Origin of the sequence: Streptomyces sp. PTY087I2 (assembly GCF_001687325.1) — a bacterium.
Classification (GTDB): Bacteria; Actinomycetota; Actinomycetes; order Streptomycetales; family Streptomycetaceae; genus Streptomyces.
In genome coordinates this window covers 1-17,372 of sequence record NZ_LZRD01000064.1, presented here as the reverse complement: position 1 = coordinate 17,372, position 17,372 = coordinate 1, and the positions used below count along the sequence as shown (strand labels likewise).

Here is a 17,372-nt window from a genome sequence, read left to right as displayed (position 1 = left end):
GTCGCAGCCGCGCCGCGGCGAAGCCGGTGGCCGAGGAGACGGCCGCGCCCGTCGCCGCGGCTCCGGCCGCCGCCCCGGCCCCGGCCGAGTTCCAGACCGTGGCCGTCGCGGCGGGTGTGACCGAGCCGGCCGCCGAGCCTAAGGCCGTCCGGCCGCGCCGCCGCACCCGGATCGTGAAGCCGGCCGACGAGGTCGACTTCCAGATCGCCCCGGCCGCCGAGCCGGAGCCCGAGGTCAGGACGCGTCGCCGCCCGGCCCGCGCCACGAAGCCGAAGACGGAGTCGAAGCCGAAGGCCGAGCCCAAGGCGAAGGCTGAGCCGAAGGCCGAGGCCGAGGCCACCGAGTCCGCGCCGGCCGCCGAGCCGAAGGCCCGGGCGACCAGGGCGACGAAGTCCCGCGCGAAGGCGGAGACGGCGGAGCCCGCGGCGAAGGCGACCAAGGCCACCGCCAAGGCCGTCGCCGCCGAGCAGCCCGCCGTCGAGGCTCCGGCCGACGGGGCGGAGGCCAAGCCGCGCCGCCGTCGCGCGACCCGCAGCGTCACCTCGACCGCGACGCAGGAGGCCGCCGTGGTCTCCGCGGCCGAGGCCGTGGTGAGCGAGGCCGCCGCCGAGCCGAAGCCGCGTCGCCGCCGGGCCACCCGCCCCGCGGGCGCCGCCTCGGTCACGGCCGAGGGCTGACGCTTCCGACGCCACCGCACGACCGGCACGACAACGGCCCCGGCCCCCGCATCGCGCGGGGGCCGGGGCCGTTTCCGCTGCCCGGGCGGACGGCCGACGGTGCGGGAGAGGTGCCCCGTTGACGTCGGGCCGGGGGCGGCGGGGATAGCCTCGCCGTATGAGCCGCCCGCCCACCTTCACCCCGCCGCCCTGCGCCCGCGCCCGTGTCCTGGCCACCGAGCGCGGCGACTTCGCCGTCCTGGACGCCGTGCCGCGTACCCCGGCCCGGGCCACCGCCCTGCTGCTGCCCGGGTACACCGGCAGCAAGGAGGACTTCATCGCGCTGCTGGAACCGTTGACCGGGGCGGGCTACCGCGTGGTCGCCGTGGACGGCCGGGGGCAGTACGAGTCCAAGGGGACGGACCGTCAGGAGTCGTATGCCCAGGGCGAGTTGGCTCGGGACGTGCTGGCCCAGGCGGCGGCTCTGGGCGAGGGCCGAGGGGAGCTGCATCTGCTGGGGCACTCGCTCGGCGGTCAGATCGCCCGCGCCGCCGTCCTGCTGGACGCCGCCCCGTTCCGCTCGCTGACGCTGATGTCCTCGGGCCCCGCCGAGGTCGTCGCGGCCCAGCGCGACAAGGTGAAGATGCTGAGCGACGCGCTGGCCGTGCTGTCCATGGACGAGGTGTGGCAGGCGATGCAGGCGATGGATCCCCCGCAGGACGCGGACACCGGCGACGGCGCGGGCCTGCGCCGCCGGTGGCTGGCCCACAACCCGGCCCAGCTGATCGCCACCGGGGCCCAGTTGGCGGCCGAGCCGGACCGGGTGGACGAGCTGGCCGCCGTCGGGCTGCCCGTCCATGTGCTGTCCGGGGAGCGCGACGACGTGTGGCCGGTGGAGCTGTTCGACGCGATGGCGCGGCGTCTCGGCGCCCACCGCACCACGATCGCCGGCGCCGAGCACTCCCCCAACACCGCGCGCCCGCAGGAGACCGCGGAGGCGCTGGCCGCGTTCTGGGCCGGCCTGCCGGGCGCCTGAGGGGTCCGCCGACCCGGGTCCCGGGCACGGATCCGCCCGCCCCGGCTCCGTACCCACAAGAAGAGCCGCTGCGTCAGTACTGCGCCTGCAAGTGCTGCCAGAAGCCGTCGCGAAGCGCCCGCCGCAGATGCGCGTGGCCGCGCAGTGAGTGCTGGAGCAGCCGTTCGGCCTCCACCAGGAGGTCCTGGTCGACGGAGCCCGGCAGGAAGGGGTGTCCGGGCAGCAGGTCGGCGAGGGATTCCCGGCCCCGGGAGGCGAGCCAGGCGGCCGCGATCTGCGCGCCGACGAAGCGGACGTCCTCCCGGGAGGGGGCCGGGGTGTCGTCCTCGTACATGGTGACGGGCCGCCGGGTGACGTAGGGGCGGCAGAAGTCCAGGTCGAAGGTGCGCTGACTGTCGACCTCCCAGAGCAGGGGTTCGGCCTGGTTGCGGCCCTCGCCGGCCTCGATGCCCCAGAGGTGGACGCGGGCCCCGTACCCCTGGGCGGCCTCGACCGCCGAGACCAGGTCCTCGTCGCCGCCGACGAGCGCCGCGTCGCTGATGGCGCGGTGCCGGGCGAGCGATTCGAGGTCGGTGCGGATGAGGGAGTCGACGCCCTTCTGCTGGTTGTTGGCGTTGAGGTTGCCGAGCCGCACCTTGACGTCGGGGAGTTCGGCGATGGCCTGCTGTTCGGTGGTGTGGATACGGCGCCGGGCCCCGTCGTACCAGTAGACGCGCAGCAGCCTGCTGTCGGCGAAGATCGTGCGGGCCTTGTCGATGAAGGCCTCGATCAGCCCCTCCGCGTCGAGGTCGAAGGAGCGCCGGTCCTCGGTGCCGGTGACGAGCAGCCCGGCCGCGGCGTAGACATAGCCGGCGTCCACGAAGATGGCGTGCGTCGAGGGGGTCTTCGCCACCTCGACGAGCATGCGCTGGAGCAGCTCGTTGGTGCGGTCCAGGCGGGCGGCGAGGTCGGCCCCCTCGGTGGGACCGGTGTGCTGCGGGTCCGCCTCGTTCATGCGGACCTCATGGTCTGTGGCGGTGTGGCTACCGACGGGTATTTAGACATCCAAAAAATTTCCTTAGCGTAGGGAATGTTTGCCGGGGGCAACTCGTTGTCACCCTCGGGGAACGCGAGGGAAACCTCGCGTTCCTAGTCTTGCCGGTGGGACGCCCCACCGGCGCCAGCAGTTCTCCAGCAGGAGGATCAGACGAAGGGAAGCCCCATGCGCTTCGAGATCATGCGCCTCGACGACGTCGACGGTACCGCCGTGGACAGCACCGTCGTGGACGCCGCCTCCGTCAACCGGATCGTGCAGCAGGCCGCGGCTACGGGCCAGCGCATCTACATCCGGCCGGCCGACAGTTCGGCCTCGTAACACCTGACGTTGTGAAGACGAGGCACCCCCGCACGGAACGTCCGTGCGGGGGTGCTGTGGTGTGCGGGGGCGTGCGCGGGTCTCAGGAGTTCTGGATGACCTGGGTGACGCCGTTGATGATCTGCTGGACGGCGATGGCGGAGAGCATCATGCCCGCGAGCCGGGTCACCAGCACCACACCGCCGTCCTTGATGACGCGGATGATGACCAGCGAATAGCGCATGGTCAGCCAGAGCACGACGTGCATGGCGACGATCGCGGACCACACCGAGAGCTGGCCGCCCACACCGTCGGCGTGCTGCACGGCGAGGATGACCGAGACGATGGCGCCGGGCCCGGCGAGCAGCGGCATGCCCAGCGGTACGAGCGCCACGTTGACGTCCTTGGTCTGCGTCGGCTCGTCCGTCTTGCCGGTCAGCAGGTCGAGCGCGATGAGCAGCAGCAGGAGGCCGCCCGCGATCATCAGCGCGGGCACGGAGACATGCAGATAGTCGAGGATCTGCTGGCCGAGCAGACCGAAGACGGCGATCACGCCGAACGCGACCGTGACCGCCTGGAGCGCCATCCTGCGCTGCACCTTGGCGGGGCGGCCCGCGGTGAGGGCGAGGAAGATCGGTGTGATCCCGGGCGGGTCCATGATGACAAATAGGGTGAGAAAAAGGGATCCGAAGACAGCGACGTCGAACACAGTGAGCCTTGCGAGAGATGAGCGGGCGGTACGGGGGCGCGCGGGCCGGGCCGGCGGCCGTCGGCGCACGACGGCAGGGGGGCGCGGGAGCGCGCGGGGAGAGGAACGGGGTACGGCGAAGGTGCTGCGAGCCTCAGCGGCGGACGGCTCCACCGGCGCCCGGCACCGGGAAGGCTCCCGTCGCGCGCCGGGTGATCTCGCCGTAGATCTCGGGATCGGTGGTGCACGCGCCGAGCTCGATGGATTTCCGGCTGCCGTGATAGTCGCTGGAGCCGGTCGTCAGCAGCCCCAGTTCGCGGGCGAGGCCGCGCAGCCGGGCCCGGGTGGGCTCGTCGTGGTCCATGTGGTCGACCTCAAGGCCGTCGAGGCCCGCCTCGGCGAGGGCGACGATCGTGGACTCGGGGACGACCGCGCCGCGTTTCACCGCGCCCGGGTGGGCGAAGACGGTGACCCCGCCCGCCGCCTTGACCAGGCGGACGGCCTCGAAGGGGTCGAACTCGTGCTTCTCGGCGTACGCCCGGCCGCCGTTGCCCAGCCAGTCGGACGTGAAGGCGTCGGAGACGGTGGGCACGACGCCGAGTTCGACGAGGGCGGCGGCGACGTGCGGGCGGCCGACCGAGCCGTCCCCGGCGATGCGGGCGACCTGCTCCCAGGTGATGGGGACGTCGAGGGCGCGCAGCTTGCGGACCATCTCCTGGGCGCGCGGCACCCGGTCGTCGCGGACGAGCTCCCGGGCGCGCTCCAGTTCGGCGTCGGCCGGGTCGAAGAGGTAGGCGAGCAGATGCATGCCCACGCCGTCGACGCGGCAGGAGAGTTCGGCGCCGGTGACGAGGGTGAGCCCCTCGGGCAGCGCGTCGATGGCCTGCTTGTGGCCGCCGACGGTGTCGTGGTCGGTGAGCGCGACGACGTCCAGGCCCGCGGCGGCGGCGTTGGCGACCAGCTCGGCGGGGGTGTCCGTGCCGTCCGACGCGGTGGAGTGGGTGTGCAGGTCGATACGCACGACGGCTGACTCCAGGGCTCGCGGGCGGACGGGGGACCGCTCAAGGATAACCGTCGCCCGCCGGGCCTCAGGCCGCGAAAGCCCTCTGTCCCACGTGATCTAGCGCTCGCCCTTGCCCTGCCGGGGCGGCGCATCCGGGGCGGTGAGCAGGCGGGGGGTGAGCGCGCCGCAGGGGACGAGGTCGACCTCTCCCCCGGCGTCCCGCAGATCGGTCAGGACGAGTTCGTCGTACATCAGGAGCCCGGACTGCTCGGGCCACAGGATCGCCCAGAGCCAGAGCCCCCGCGCCTCGCCCGCGAAGACGGCGCGGTCCTCGGGGGCGTTCCTGACGTGCCAGAGCGGGGTGGGGCGGCCGGCGGCGTGGACCTTGGCGTCGGGGGCGGAGTCGACGTTCAGGTGGTGGCCGGGGTCGGGGCCCTCGATGCCGGCGTACCGGGCGCCGAGTCCGACGCCGAGTTCCTCGGCGACGAGGAGCAGTTCGCCCATCCCGCCCAGCGGGCCGGGTCCGGAGCAGGCCACGGCGCTCGCGCGTCCGCCGCTGCGGTCGTCGCCCGCGCTGGCGACGCCGGTGAACAGCCAGCCGACGGGGAGCGGCCAGGGCATCCAGACGGGGACCTGGGTGCGGTGGACCACGACGCCGAGCGCCTCGACGCTGGGCGGGACGACCGGCTGCATGGGGTGGACCTGGCCGTGCACGGAGCACTGCCAGGCGTCGGCGAAGAGACCGGGCGCCCTGACCCGGCCACCGCACTTCGGGCAACTGGGTTCGCCCCTCATAAGGACCAACCGTCCTCTCCGCCGGTCCTCCCGTCAAGGACGATCACCCGTCCGCAGCGTGGCCCTGACCGGGGAAAATAGATGTAGTTTGCATTTATTAGATTGTCTAACTTATTCTGTGCATAGCGCATCGACCTTGCGAGGCCGGAAGAGAAGGCCGGAAGAGAAGGAGAGAGCCCATGCGGGAAGAGGATCCGTTCGACGAAGGAGCCACGGGCGGCGGCATCCTGCGTCAGCCCAAGGCCGTCTGGGCCACGGCGGGCGCCTCGGTCGTGGCCTTCATGGGGATCGGCCTGGTGGACCCGATCCTGCCGTCGATCGCCCAGGGTCTGGACGCCTCGGCGAGTCAGGTGTCGCTGCTGTTCACCTCGTACTTCCTGATCACCGCCTTCGCGATGCTGGTCACCGGATTCGTCTCCAGCCGCATCGGCGGCCGCAAGACGCTGCTGGCCGGTCTCGCGCTCGTGGTCGTCTTCGCCGCGCTCTCCGGCACCTCGTCCTCCGTCGCCGAACTCGTCGGCTTCCGGGCCGGCTGGGGCCTGGGCAACGCCCTCTTCGTCTCGACCGCCCTCGCGGTGATCGTCGGAGCGGCGGCGGGCGGCAGCGCGGCGCCGATCCTGCTGTACGAGTTGGCGCTCGGCCTCGGCATGGCGTGCGGGCCGCTGCTCGGCGCGCTGCTCGGGGACGCCAGCTGGCGCTACCCGTTCTTCGGCACGGCGGCGCTGATGGCGATCGGCTTCCTCTGCATCGCCGCGTTCCTCAAGGAGCAGCCGAAGCCCGCCCGCAAGACCTCACTGCTCGATCCCGTGAAAGCGCTGGGCCACGGCGGGCTGGCCTCGGTGGCGGCCTCGGCGTTCTTCTACAACTACGCCTTCTTCACGATCCTGGCCTTCACACCGTTCGTGCTGGACATGACCCCGTACAGGTCGGGTGCGGTCTTCTTCGCCTGGGGCCTGCTGCTCGCCGTCTTCTCCGTGCTGGTCGCCCCGCGCCTCCAGCGCCGCTTCGGCTCGCTCACGGTGCTCGGCGCCTCGCTGGTCCTGCTCGCCGCCGACCTGCTGGTCCTCGGGTACGGCAGCCACACCACAGCGGTCGTCGCCACGATCGTCTCCGGCGCGTTCATCGGCATGAACAACACCGTCTACACCGAGCTGGCCCTCGGGGTCTCCGACGCCCCGCGCCCCGTGGCCAGCGCCGGATACAACTTCGTCCGCTGGTTCGCCGCGGCGGCGGCCCCCTTCCTCGCCCCGAAGATCGAGGAGTGGACCGACATCCACATCCCGTTCGTCGTCGCCGCGCTCGCCGCCCTCGTCGGAGCGGCCGTCGTGGGCGTACGTCGTACGGCGCTGACCCACGAGGCCGAGGAGCTGGAGCCGGTCCACGCGATGGAGGACAGCGTCACGGTCTTCGCCGACTGACCGCCCCTCCGAAGGGACGGGTCAGTCCAGCGGTACGGACGTGCGCTGCGGATCGCGCAGGTCCGTGCCGTGCGTCAGCCACCGCTCCTGGAGCTCCTGCGCACCGCGCACCCGCTTCCAGGCGGCCTCGTTGTGCGTCATCGGCAGCAGCGGCAGGAAGCGCACCGGGTCCATCGGCTCGTCCAGCTCCAGGTCCGCCACCAGTCCGCCGGACTCCGCGACCAGCACCGAGGTGAACGGCGCCCCGGTCCACAGCGGTTCGCCCAGGTCCAGCGAGGCGCCCGGGGCCACGATCAACCCCTCGACCTGCGGGGAGGCGGCCAGCACGGCGAGCGGGCGCAGCACCTGGTCGGTGTCGGCGATTCCGCCCCGTACGGAGAGGATCAGCTCGGCGCGGGGCCCCTTCACCGGGTCGGCGAGCGGGGAGGTGGGGTCGGCCATCGGCGCGCCCGACATGCCGAGCGTCGCGTAGCGCACGATGTCGCCGTCGAGGAAGCGCAGGACCTCGATGCGGTCCGTGCCGAGGAACGTCACATCGGCGCGGGCGTCCGGTTCCCCGAGGGCGGAACGGAGCCGGGCCTCGACCAGCGGAAGAATTTCTGCCATGCGGCGAGCATAGATCGCGTAGTGAATGGGCAAAGTACGGGATTGGGCCTTGAGCGGCTGGTAGCCTGGCCGCCGGTCGGGACAGCACGCAGAAGCGTCGCTCTTCTTCGTCCCGACGACACGTCGTCCCCCACGGGGGACCGGCCGGAGGAGGTGGGGACTGCTATGGATCCAAGTCGACCGTGCAGTACCGACCGCTCTTCCGCGCCTCGCCTTTCCCGTTGATCCGACGCCTTTCGTCGGTCGCCCGGGGCCGACATCGCCGTCGTGTCCGGACGACTCCCCGGCACCGGTTCGCGTGACGGAAGAGCCCTTCGTTCCTGCCTGCCTGTAGCGCGTTTTTGCCTGTCTGTAGCGAACGCCGTCATCGCGCCCGCGCGGTGGAGCCCGCTTTGCGGACGTGAGCACACGTCCCCATTCCGGGCTGTTCCACGCCCTCGCCGACGGCCCTCCGTGAAGGAGCCAGCCATGTCGATGATCCGTGACCTGCGCGCCGCCGTGCGCCCGTCCCTGCGCCCGTCCCTCCGTAAGAACAGCACTCCCTACAACGCGTACGACACCACCCGCGACCCGTCCGCCTCCAGCGCGGTCGTCGACTGCGCGGTCTACCGCGACGGCCGCCGGCTGGTGACGCCCGCCGCCCCGACCCCGCACGAGGCGATGCTCCAGGTGCGGGAGGAGGGCGGCTTCGCGTGGATCGGACTGCACGAGCCGACGGAGGCCGAATTCGCGGGCATCGCCCGGGAGTTCGGGCTGCACCCGCTGGCGGTGGAGGACGCCGTCCACGCCCACCAGCGGCCCAAGCTGGAGCGGTACGACGACACGCTGTTCACCGTCTTCAAGACGATCCACTACGTGGAGCACGCCGAACTGACCGCGACCAGCGAGGTCGTGGAGACCGGTGAGGTGATGTGCTTCACCGGCCGGGACTTCGTCATCACCGTCCGGCACGGCGGCCAGGGCTCCCTGCGCGCCCTGCGCCACCGCCTCCAGGACGATCCGGAGCTGCTCGCCAAGGGCCCGTCCGCCGTGCTGCACGCCATCGCCGACCATGTGGTCGACGGGTACATCGCGGTGGCCGAGGCCGTGCAGGACGACATCGACGAGGTGGAGATCGATGTCTTCTCCACCCCGGCGAAGGGCTCCGCGCGCGGCTCGGACGCCGGCCGGATCTACCAACTCAAGCGCGAGGTGCTGGAGTTCAAGCGGGCCGTGTCCCCGCTGCTGCGGCCCATGCAGCTGCTGAGCGAGCGTCCGATGCGGCTGATCGACCCCGACATCCAGAAGTACTTCCGCGATGTCGCCGACCACCTCGCCCGGGTCCAGGAAGAGGTTCTCGGCTTCGACGAGCTGCTGAACTCGATCCTCCAGGCCAATCTGGCGCAGGCGACGGTCACGCAGAACGAGGACATGCGCAAGATCACTTCCTGGGCGGCGATCATCGCCGTGCCGACGATGATCTGCGGCGTCTACGGCATGAACTTCGACTACATGCCGGAGCTGGAGTGGAAGTACGGCTATCCGCTGGTGCTCGGCGTCATCGGGGCGGTCTGTTTCTCGATCCACCGCATCCTCAAGCGCAACGGCTGGCTCTAGGGGGTGTCTTGCCGATCAGGCCGGATCAGGGAGCGGGGTCTGGTGCCGTGCATCGCAAGGCGGAGGAGGGAGTCGACGCGGAGCGTCGGCGACCGACGACAACGCGGCGAGGTGCGGTGCCAGGGCACGCGAGCCCGGCCTGATCGGCAAGACACCCCCTAAGCTCACCCCCATGACTGACGCCGCCGATCTGCTGGAGAAGGCCCTCGCCGAGGAGGCCACGAAGAAGTCCGGGCTCGTCTGGGTGCGGGGCTCCGGGCCCGCCCGTGCCGTCTGGCACGTCTGGCACGAGGGCGCGGCGCTCCTGGTCGGCGGCGGTCCCGGTGAGCAGCCGCTGCCGGAGGGGCTGGCCGACGGGGGCCGCGCCGAGGTGACCGTACGCAGCAAGGACAAGGGAGGCCGGATCGTCGCCTGGAGTGCGGCGGTACGTTTCCTGGCGCCGCGCTCCGAGGAGTGGGAGGCGGCGGTCGCCGAGCTGAAGGGCAAGCGGCTGAACGCGCCGGACGCCGAGGCGATGCCCGAGCGGTGGGCGCGCACGTGCACGGTGGTGCGGCTGACGCCCGAGGCCGTGAGCACCGCGCTGCCGGACACCTCGCTGGCGGCCGTCCCGCTGCCGACGGCGGCCACCACCCGGAAGCCCGTCCCGGCGGCGCTCCCCCGGCTGCTGCTGAAGCGCCGCCGGAAGGGCTGAACCGGCCGGCGACGGGCCATCGGATCCAGCAGGAGGATTCAGCCGGAGGACTTCGGGAGCTGCCCGCCGTAGTCCACGGTGTCGTCCTTCTCGGGGGCCTCCAGCGGGAAGGACTTCCCCCAGTCGGCCAGCGAGACCGTGCCCCCGCCGCCGCCCCGGGCCACTCGCACCGGATACGGCTCGTCCTCCAGCGAGACGTCGAAGGCCCCGCCCTCCCCCTTGCCGCCGAGGAGCTGGATGGTGCGCTGCCCGGCGACGGTGTCCCGGCCGCCCTTGTTGAGCGTGCCGTGGAGCGCGAGGAGCCCGTCGAGCAGGACCTCCTTGTCGGTGAAGCCGCGCAGCTGCCGGTAGCTGGGGTCGTCCTCGGGGACCTTCACGTACTTGCCGCCCAGTTTGTCGGCGGCCGCCGCGTCGGCGCTCTCGCTCTGCTCGCCGCTGCCCTCGTGGGTCCAGAACTCGGCGGGCGCCTTGAGGAAGAGCTCGTCCTCGACCCGCAGCAGGGCGAAGCTCTGCTTCTTCGAGGTCACCGAGCCCATGCCGCCCTTCGCGGTGAGCTTCATGTCCAGCCGGTAGGTGCCGCCCTTGCTGACGAGCGTGCCCGACAGCCGTACGGCGCTCGCCGCGTCCGCCGCCGCTCTGGCCTTCTTGTCGATCTCGGCGGCGGTGAGTTTGGCGACGCCGTTGGTCCCCTTGTCCGGGTCCTCCTCCGTGCCGCAGGCGGCCAGGACCACGGTGAGCCCTCCGCACAGCACGAGAGCGAGGGCGGTCCGGCGATGGTTCCGCACGGCCGGGGCAAAAGAGGTCACGGGCGCACTGCCTCTCCACTGCGATCGGGGGTAGCAGACGGCAGCGTACCCGGGGAGCGCGCGCCGTCCGGCAGCCAGCCGTACGGACGGGTCCGCCGGGGCGCGGCGGGACGGTACGGGCTAGCCTGATCCCGGCGTACCGGCGAAATCCGCTGGTCGGCGGCGGCGGTCCGGGACAGCCGGGTACGCACGGCGATGGACCGGACGAAACGGTTCCGGCCGGATACGGGACCACACGGACACGGACGGACGAAGGAGGCGGCGGATGGCGGCGGTCACCCCCAGGGTCTTCGTCTCCCATCTGTCCGGGGTGCCCGTCTTCGACCCGAACGGCGACCAGGTCGGGCGGGTCCGCGACCTGGTGGCGATGTTGCGGGTCGGCGGGCGGCCGCCGCGCATCCTGGGTCTGGTGGTCGAGGTGATCAGCCGCCGGCGGATCTTCCTGCCGATGACCCGGGTGACGGGCGTCGAGTCCGGCCAGGTCATCACCACCGGCGTCGTCAACATGCGGCGCTTCGAGCAGCGGCCCACCGAGCGGCTCGTCCTCGGCGAGTTCCTGGACCGGCGGGTTCGGCTCGTGGACGGCCATGGCCAGGAAGGCGAGGAGGTCACCGTCCTGGACGTGGCCATCCAGCAGCTGCCGGCCCGCCGCGACTGGGAGATCGACAAGTACTTCGTCCGCAAGGGGCGCGGCGGGGCGCTGCGCCGCAAGGGCGAGACGCTGACGGTGGAGTGGTCGGCGGTCAGCGGCTTCTCGCTGGAGGAGCACGGGCAGGGCGCGGAGAACCTGGTCGCCACGTTCGAGCGGCTGCGGCCCACCGATGTGGCCAACGCCCTGCACCACCTCTCGCCCAAGCGCCGGGCGGAGGTGGCCGCCGCCCTGGACGACGACCGGCTCGCCGACGTCCTGGAGGAGCTGCCCGAGGACGACCAGGTGGAGATCATCGGCAAGCTCGCCGAGGAGCGGGCCGCCGACGTCCTGGAGGCGATGGACCCCGACGACGCGGCGGACCTGCTCTCCGAGCTGCCGGAGGACGACAAGGAACGGCTGCTGGCACTGATGCGGCCGGACGACGCCGCCGACGTACGGCGCCTGATGTCGTACGAGGAGCGGACGGCGGGCGGTCTGATGACGACCGAGCCGATCGTGCTGCGCCCGGACGCCACGGTGGCGGACGCGCTGGCCCGCGTACGGCAGGCGGATCTGTCGCCCGCGCTGGCGGCGCAGGTGTACGTGTGCCGCTCGCCCGACGAGACCCCGACGGGGAAGTACCTGGGCACGGTGCACTTCCAGCGCCTGCTGCGCGACCCGCCGTTCACCCTGGTCAGCTCGATCGTCGACAGCGATCTGGTGCCGCTGCCGCCGGACACCCCGCTGCCGCTGGTCACCAGCTATCTGGCTGCGTACAACATGGTCTCGGCGCCGGTCGTGGACGAGAGCGGTTCGCTGCTGGGCGCGGTGACCGTGGACGACGTCCTGGACCATCTGCTGCCGGACGACTGGCGCGAGACGGACCTGACGGATCTGCACGGGGAGACGGGCCTGCACGGGGAGGAGGGGGTCGGTCATGGCGGGCGATGAGCGGGCGAAGGCGTCCTCGACCGGATCCTCCGGGCTGATGCGGCCCCCGCGCACCCGGCTGGACCAGCCGAGGGCGCCGCGCCGGCGGCTGCTGCCGGAGTACGACCCGGAGGCGTTCGGCCGGTTCTCGGAGCGGATCGCCCGGTTCCTGGGGACCGGGCGGTTCATCGTCTGGATGACGCTGTTCATCGTCGTCTGGGTGCTGTGGAACATCTTCGCGCCCAAGGACCTGCGGTTCGACCAGTACCCGTTCATCTTCCTGACGCTGATGCTCTCCCTCCAGGCCTCGTACGCCGCGCCGCTGATCCTCCTCGCCCAGAACCGGCAGGACGACCGCGACCGGGTCACGCACGAGCAGGACCGCAAGCAGAACGAGCGCTCCATCGCCGACACCGAATACCTGACGCGGGAGATCGCGGCGCTGCGGATGGGTCTGGGCGAGGTCGCCACCCGGGACTGGATCCGCTCGGAGCTCCAGGACATGGTGAAGGACATGGAGGAGCGGCAGATGCTGTTCCCGGCCGAGAGTGACGAAGGCGACCGCTGAGGCACTACCCGTCCGTAGGGCCGCGCGCCGTAACATCGTCAGTATGGCTACGGAAGACGCGGTGCTTGAGGCACTGTCGACAGTGAACGACCCGGAGATCCACCGCCCGATCACCGAGCTGGGCATGGTGAAATCGGTCGAGATCGATCCTGACGGTGTAGTCGCTGTCACCGTGTATCTCACGGTCTCCGGCTGCCCGATGCGCGAGACGATCACCCGGAACGTGACCGAGGCGGTCGCCCGGGTCGAGGGCGTCTCGCGCGTCGAGGTGACCCTCGACGTCATGAGCGACGAACAGCGCAAGGAGCTGGCGAACGCGCTGCGCGGCAGCAACGCCGAGCGCGAGGTGCCGTTCGCCCAGCCCGGCTCGCTGACCCGGGTGTACGCGGTCGCCTCCGGCAAGGGCGGCGTCGGCAAGTCCTCGGTGACGGTGAACCTCGCTGCGGCGATGGCGGCCGACGGGCTGAAGGTGGGCGTCGTGGACGCCGACATCTACGGGCACAGCGTGCCCCGGATGCTGGGCGCGGACGGCAAGCCCACCCAGGTCGAGAACATGATCATGCCGCCGTCCTCGCACGGCGTGAAGGTCATCTCCATCGGCATGTTCACCCCGGGCAACGCGCCCGTGGTCTGGCGCGGTCCGATGCTGCACCGGGCGCTCCAGCAGTTCCTCGCCGATGTGTACTGGGGCGACCTGGACGTCCTGCTGCTGGACCTGCCGCCGGGCACCGGCGACATCGCGATCTCGGTGGCGCAGCTCGTGCCGAACGCGGAGATCCTGGTCGTCACGACCCCGCAGCAGGCGGCGGCCGAGGTGGCCGAGCGGGCCGGTTCGATCGCCGTGCAGACCCACCAGAAGATCGTCGGTGTCGTCGAGAACATGTCGGGCATGCCGTGCCCGCACTGCGACGAGATGGTCGACGTGTTCGGCTCGGGCGGCGGCGCGCGGGTCGCGGAGGGGCTGACGCGGACGGTCGGCGCCGAGGTGCCGGTGCTGGGCGCGATCCCCATCGACGTACGGCTGCGGGAGGGCGGCGACGAGGGCAAGCCGGTCGTCCTGTCCGACCCCGACTCCCCGGCCGGCAGCGCGCTGCGGGCCATCGCGCAGAAGCTGGGCGGCCGTCAGCGCGGCCTGTCGGGCATGTCGCTGGGGATCACCCCGCGCAACAAGTTCTGACGCACACACCCTCACCTGGCCGGTCCGGATACCCATCCAGCCCGTCCGGCGCTTGAGGACGTCTTTTCCGCCCTGGCGCCGGACGAGGCCGAGCACAACCAGCCCGTCCGGCGCTTGAGGACGAAGCGGCCCGCCGGACGCCCCCGGCCCTACTCGTACGTCTCGATGTCCTTGATGACCGCGAAGCCGAGACCGTACGCGCTCATCCCCCGCCCGTACGCCCCGATGTGCACGCCCTCGTGGGCGGATCCGGCCAGCACCCAGCCGAACTCGGACTCGCGGTAGTGGAACTCCACCGGCACCCCGTCCACCGGCAGGGACAGCGTCGTCCAGGGCGCGCTGCCCAGGTCGTCGGCGAGGGTGAAGGCCGTCTCGGTCTGCTGGTCCAGCCAGTCGTCGCGCAGGGTGTGGTCCATCTGCGGCGGCCAGGTGTACGCCAGCAGGCCGGAGCCCGCGAGCCAGGCCGCCGAGGACACCGTGGTGGCGTCCAGCACGCCCGTACCGTCGCCGGTGCGCCGTACGGGGCTCGCGGCGACCGTGATCACCGCGGCGAACCGCTCCTTGTCGGCGGAGCCGTCCGACTTCACCGACGGCTCGTCACCGTGGCCCGTCGCCCCGTGCTGCACGGTGCCGTCGGCCGCCGTGCCGACCTGCATCAGCCAGCGCGGCCCTGTGAAGGCCTCGTCCAGCCCGTACCAGGGGAAGGTGGCCGCCAGGTAGCCGTCGACGGCCCGCCGGGCGGGCAGGGCCTCCTGCGGCGCTTCGTCCGCCGTGGCCGTGCCCGGGACACCGTCCGTATCAATCCGACTCGTCGTCTCCATGTGCGCGGCCGCCTCCTCGATCGGTCAAGATCCGGAGCGGCCCGCCCCCCGCGGGCTTGGGCGTCCTCGCAACCGGACAGATGGAGAATAGCGATACCGTCCGGACGAGTCGGGATTGACCGGGGCTCAGGTGGCGTCGGAGTCGAACGGCGGGCGCTCGGGCCGGTCCGGCGCGGGAGCCTTCTTCAGCAGGTCAGGAGCGGTGTCACCGGTCTTGGTCAGGCTGGTGGAGGGGGTGCCGGCCGACGCGCCCGCAGAGCCGTTCGCCGCACTGTTGGCGGTATCGGACGCGGCCGGGGTGCGGCCGTTGACCGCGTCGGTGACGTCGGCCAGGTCCTTGCGCAGGTCGAAGCTCTCGCGGATCTCCTTCAGCCCCAGGTCGTCGTTGCCGTCCATCAGCTGCTTGCGGACGAACGTCTTGGGGTTGAGGTCCTCGAACTCGAAGTCCTTGAACTGCGGGCCCAGCTCGGAACGGATGTCTTCCTTGGCGCTGTCCGAGAACTCGCGGATCTTGCGGATGGTGCGCGTGACGTCCTGGATCAGCTTGGGCAGCTTGTCGGGGCCGAAGACCAGCACGGCCAGCACCCCGAGCGTCAGCAGCTCCAGTGCGCCGATGTCATTGAACACCTTGTTGCTCCTCGTGTTCTCCGCGTGTTCTCCGTACGATCCCGGCCCGGGGCCCCCTGCTGCCCGGACCGGTCAAAGGTACCTGTCGAAGGTGTCCGGGCGGTACCTCGCGGTGGCGCGCACGTGCCGGATGCCGTGCCAGACGCTGTGCCGGATCATGTGCCGCTCGCCGAGCCGAGCTTCAGGGTCACGGTCCGTTCCTTGCCGCCGCGGGTCAGCTTGAGGTCGAGATCGTCGCCGGGGCGGTGGGCCCGGATCTTCACGATCAGCTCCTCGCCGCTGTGCACGCGCTGGCCCTCGACCTGCGTGATGACGTCGCCGGACTTGATGCCCGCCTTGTCCGCGGGGCCGTCCTTGGCGACGGCGGGGCCGCCGTCGGCGCCCTTCGTGCCGACCTTGGCGCCGTCGCCGGTGTATTTCATGTCCAGCGTGACGCCGATCACCGGGTGGGTGGCCTTGCCGGTGCTGATCAGCTCCTCGGCGACGCGCTTGCCCTGGTTGATGGGTATCGCGAAGCCGAGGCCGATGGAGCCGGACTGGCCGCCGGACTCGGGGCCCCGGCCGCTGTCGGCCGCGCGGATGGCGCTGTTGATGCCGATGACGTGGGCTTGGGAGTCGACGAGGGGGCCGCCGGAGTTGCCCGGGTTGATCGGGGCGTCGGTCTGGAGGGCGTCGACGTAGGAGATGTCGCTGCCGTCGCCCTTCTCGCCGCCCGCGGTGATCGGCCGCTGCTTGGCGCTGATGATGCCCGAGGTCACCGTGTTGGACAGGTCGAAGGGGGCGCCGATGGCCACGACGGGGTCGCCGACCTGGACGTTGTCGGAGTTGCCCAGGGGCAGGGGCTTGAGGCCGGAAACGCCGCGGACCCGGACGACCGCGAGGTCGTAGCCGCTGTCCTTGCCGACGAGCTCGGCGGAGGCCGTCTCGCCGGTGCTGAACGTGACGGTGATGTCGCCGCTGGAGCCGGCCGGGGCGACGACGTGGTTGTTGGTGAGGATGTGGCCCTGGCCGTCGAGGACGAAGCCGGTGCCGGTGCCGGACTCGGCGGTGCCGCTGACGTGCAGGGTGACCACGCTGGGCAGGGCGCTGGCGGCGATGCCCGCGACGCTTTCGGGGGCCCGGTCGCCGTTGTCGCGGCCCGCCTGGGGCAGTTCGACGGTGGTCAGCCCGCCGTTGCGCTCGATGTACGCGCCGACTCCGCCGCCGACGCCGCTGGCGACCAGGGCGAGCAGGAGCACCCCCACGAACGCCCCGCCGCGCCGCTTCTTCCGCCCGGGCTCGGCGCCCTCGGGCGGACCGGGCCGGGTCAGCGGCTGCCCCGGAGCGCCCCAGGGGTCGTACTGGAGCCACTGCGTCTGCTGGTGCTGCGGCCCGTGGCCCGGGTGGGCAGGCTGCTGCTGCTCGTGGGCCGCCGCCGGGTGCGGGGCGTTCGCGTGGGCCTGGGGCTGCGGGTGCGGCGGCGGGAAGGCGTCGTTGGGCGCGGAGTGCGGGGGCGCGAAGGTGTCAGTGGGTGCGGGGTGCGGCGGCGCGAAGGCGTCGGTGGGCGCGGGCTGTGGGGCTGCGAAGCCCCCGGCGGGCTGAGCGTGCGGGGGCGTGTGGCCGTCGGCGGATGTCGGGACGGGGGCCGGGACTCCGGCGCCGTTCGTCGCGGCGTACTGCGGGGACGGCCCGCCGGCCCCCGGCGGTACGACGGTGCCGTGGGCCGGGGTCGGCCGCTGCACGGGCGGCGCGGGCGCCCAGGGGCCGGGGCCGCCGTAGGGCGGAGTGCCGTACTCATCGGGCTCATGCAGAGGCTGCCCGGCCGGCCGGGGCCGCGGAACCGCCTGCTCCCCGGGCTCGTCGGCGGGGGCGGCCCGGCCGGGCGCTTGGTCGTGGGCTGCCGACGCCGGGGCCGGGGCAGAGGCCTGGCCTTGGGCGGCCCGGTTCTGGGCGGGCGGGACGGCGTCCTGAACGACCGCAGCCGAGGCGGCTTGGCCCCGGGCGAGCGCTT

17 protein-coding genes and 1 pseudogene are annotated in these 17,372 nt (G+C 72.2%); 9 read left to right on the top strand and 9 right to left on the bottom strand.

Features of this window, described 5'->3' with window-relative positions; translation table 11 throughout:
• Together A3Q37_RS34780 and A3Q37_RS34775 are read left to right on the top strand one after the other, a co-directional pair.
• Positions 1 to 677: pseudogene (locus tag A3Q37_RS34780) on the top strand (ATP-dependent helicase); the annotation flags it as partial.
• Between the two features lie 157 nt (positions 678 to 834).
• Positions 835 to 1,692, top strand: coding sequence for an alpha/beta fold hydrolase (locus A3Q37_RS34775; protein ID WP_065491160.1), 858 nt, complete (start codon positions 835 to 837; stop codon positions 1,690 to 1,692).
• Positions 1,693 to 1,765: 73 nt separating this feature from the next.
• Here the strand turns inward: A3Q37_RS34775 and A3Q37_RS34770 are convergent, their stop codons facing one another.
• On the bottom strand, positions 1,766 to 2,686 hold the full coding sequence (locus A3Q37_RS34770; protein ID WP_065491158.1) for an NYN domain-containing protein: 921 nt from the start codon (positions 2,684 to 2,686) through the stop codon (positions 1,766 to 1,768).
• Positions 2,687 to 2,893: 207 nt separating this feature from the next.
• On the opposite strand from A3Q37_RS34770, the gene A3Q37_RS37450 reads away from it, so the two are divergent.
• Positions 2,894 to 3,046, top strand: coding sequence for a hypothetical protein (locus A3Q37_RS37450; protein WP_006127395.1), 153 nt, complete (start codon positions 2,894 to 2,896; stop codon positions 3,044 to 3,046).
• Between the two features lie 82 nt (positions 3,047 to 3,128).
• Here the strand turns inward: A3Q37_RS37450 and A3Q37_RS34765 are convergent, their stop codons facing one another.
• The 3 genes from A3Q37_RS34765 to A3Q37_RS34755 form a co-directional block, all read right to left on the bottom strand.
• Positions 3,129 to 3,734, bottom strand: a complete 606-nt coding sequence (locus tag A3Q37_RS34765) for a MarC family protein (RefSeq protein WP_065491156.1) — start codon at positions 3,732 to 3,734, stop codon at positions 3,129 to 3,131.
• A gap of 133 nt (positions 3,735 to 3,867) precedes the next feature.
• Positions 3,868 to 4,734 (bottom strand): PHP domain-containing protein, encoded by an 867-nt coding sequence (locus A3Q37_RS34760; RefSeq protein WP_065491154.1) that lies wholly within the window; start codon positions 4,732 to 4,734, stop codon positions 3,868 to 3,870.
• 99 nt (positions 4,735 to 4,833) lie between these two features.
• On the bottom strand, positions 4,834 to 5,511 hold the full coding sequence (locus A3Q37_RS34755) for a DUF6758 family protein (RefSeq protein ID WP_079138123.1): 678 nt from the start codon (positions 5,509 to 5,511) through the stop codon (positions 4,834 to 4,836).
• Positions 5,512 to 5,690: 179 nt separating this feature from the next.
• On the opposite strand from A3Q37_RS34755, the gene A3Q37_RS34750 reads away from it, so the two are divergent.
• Positions 5,691 to 6,929 carry an MFS transporter gene (locus A3Q37_RS34750; RefSeq protein ID WP_065491150.1) on the top strand — a complete coding sequence of 413 codons (1,239 nt, stop codon included), beginning with the start codon at positions 5,691 to 5,693 and terminating at the stop codon, positions 6,927 to 6,929.
• A gap of 21 nt (positions 6,930 to 6,950) precedes the next feature.
• On the opposite strand, the gene A3Q37_RS34745 is transcribed toward A3Q37_RS34750, so the two are convergent.
• Positions 6,951 to 7,535 (bottom strand): suppressor of fused domain protein, encoded by a 585-nt coding sequence (locus A3Q37_RS34745; protein WP_065491148.1) that lies wholly within the window; start codon positions 7,533 to 7,535, stop codon positions 6,951 to 6,953.
• Between the two features lie 468 nt (positions 7,536 to 8,003).
• Here A3Q37_RS34745 and A3Q37_RS34740 point away from each other — a divergent pair, with 468 nt between their 5' ends.
• Together A3Q37_RS34740 and A3Q37_RS34735 are read left to right on the top strand one after the other, a co-directional pair.
• The gene (locus A3Q37_RS34740; RefSeq protein ID WP_065491146.1) at positions 8,004 to 9,131 is read left to right on the top strand and encodes a magnesium and cobalt transport protein CorA; all 1,128 of its coding nucleotides are present in this window, start codon (positions 8,004 to 8,006) and stop codon (positions 9,129 to 9,131) included.
• 172 nt (positions 9,132 to 9,303) lie between these two features.
• Positions 9,304 to 9,822, top strand: coding sequence for a hypothetical protein (locus A3Q37_RS34735; protein ID WP_065491144.1), 519 nt, complete (start codon positions 9,304 to 9,306; stop codon positions 9,820 to 9,822).
• Positions 9,823 to 9,860: 38 nt separating this feature from the next.
• Here A3Q37_RS34735 and A3Q37_RS34730 read toward each other — a convergent pair whose 3' ends face one another.
• Complete coding sequence (locus A3Q37_RS34730; protein WP_065491141.1) at positions 9,861 to 10,628, bottom strand: hypothetical protein; 768 nt, start codon at positions 10,626 to 10,628, stop codon at positions 9,861 to 9,863.
• A 265-nt stretch (positions 10,629 to 10,893) separates the two neighbouring features.
• On the opposite strand from A3Q37_RS34730, the gene A3Q37_RS34725 reads away from it, so the two are divergent.
• Genes A3Q37_RS34725 through A3Q37_RS34715 form a run of 3 tightly spaced genes read left to right on the top strand, consistent with a single transcriptional unit; the run spans position 10,894 to position 13,934 of the window.
• Positions 10,894 to 12,210, top strand: a complete 1,317-nt coding sequence (locus A3Q37_RS34725; protein ID WP_065491139.1) for a magnesium transporter MgtE N-terminal domain-containing protein — start codon at positions 10,894 to 10,896, stop codon at positions 12,208 to 12,210.
• Positions 12,197 to 12,757 (top strand): DUF1003 domain-containing protein, encoded by a 561-nt coding sequence (locus A3Q37_RS34720; RefSeq protein ID WP_065491138.1) that lies wholly within the window; start codon positions 12,197 to 12,199, stop codon positions 12,755 to 12,757. The genes A3Q37_RS34725 and A3Q37_RS34720 overlap by 14 nt, the downstream gene beginning before the upstream one ends.
• A 43-nt stretch (positions 12,758 to 12,800) precedes the next feature.
• Positions 12,801 to 13,934, top strand: a complete 1,134-nt coding sequence (locus tag A3Q37_RS34715) for an Mrp/NBP35 family ATP-binding protein (RefSeq protein ID WP_079138122.1) — start codon at positions 12,801 to 12,803, stop codon at positions 13,932 to 13,934.
• Between the two features lie 149 nt (positions 13,935 to 14,083).
• Here A3Q37_RS34715 and A3Q37_RS34710 read toward each other — a convergent pair whose 3' ends face one another.
• The 3 genes from A3Q37_RS34710 to A3Q37_RS34700 all read right to left on the bottom strand — a co-directional run bounded on the left by A3Q37_RS34710 (position 14,084) and on the right by A3Q37_RS34700 (position 17,172).
• The gene (locus tag A3Q37_RS34710; protein WP_065491136.1) at positions 14,084 to 14,755 is read right to left on the bottom strand and encodes a hypothetical protein; all 672 of its coding nucleotides are present in this window, start codon (positions 14,753 to 14,755) and stop codon (positions 14,084 to 14,086) included.
• Positions 14,756 to 14,881: 126 nt separating this feature from the next.
• Entirely contained in the window at positions 14,882 to 15,382 is a 501-nt protein-coding gene (locus tag A3Q37_RS34705; RefSeq protein ID WP_065491135.1) for a sec-independent translocase, read from the bottom strand.
• Between the two features lie 155 nt (positions 15,383 to 15,537).
• Positions 15,538 to 17,172: a S1C family serine protease gene (locus A3Q37_RS34700; RefSeq protein ID WP_065491164.1), complete on the bottom strand. Its 1,635-nt coding sequence runs from the start codon at positions 17,170 to 17,172 to the stop codon at positions 15,538 to 15,540.
• Positions 17,173 to 17,372 lie beyond the last annotated feature (200 nt).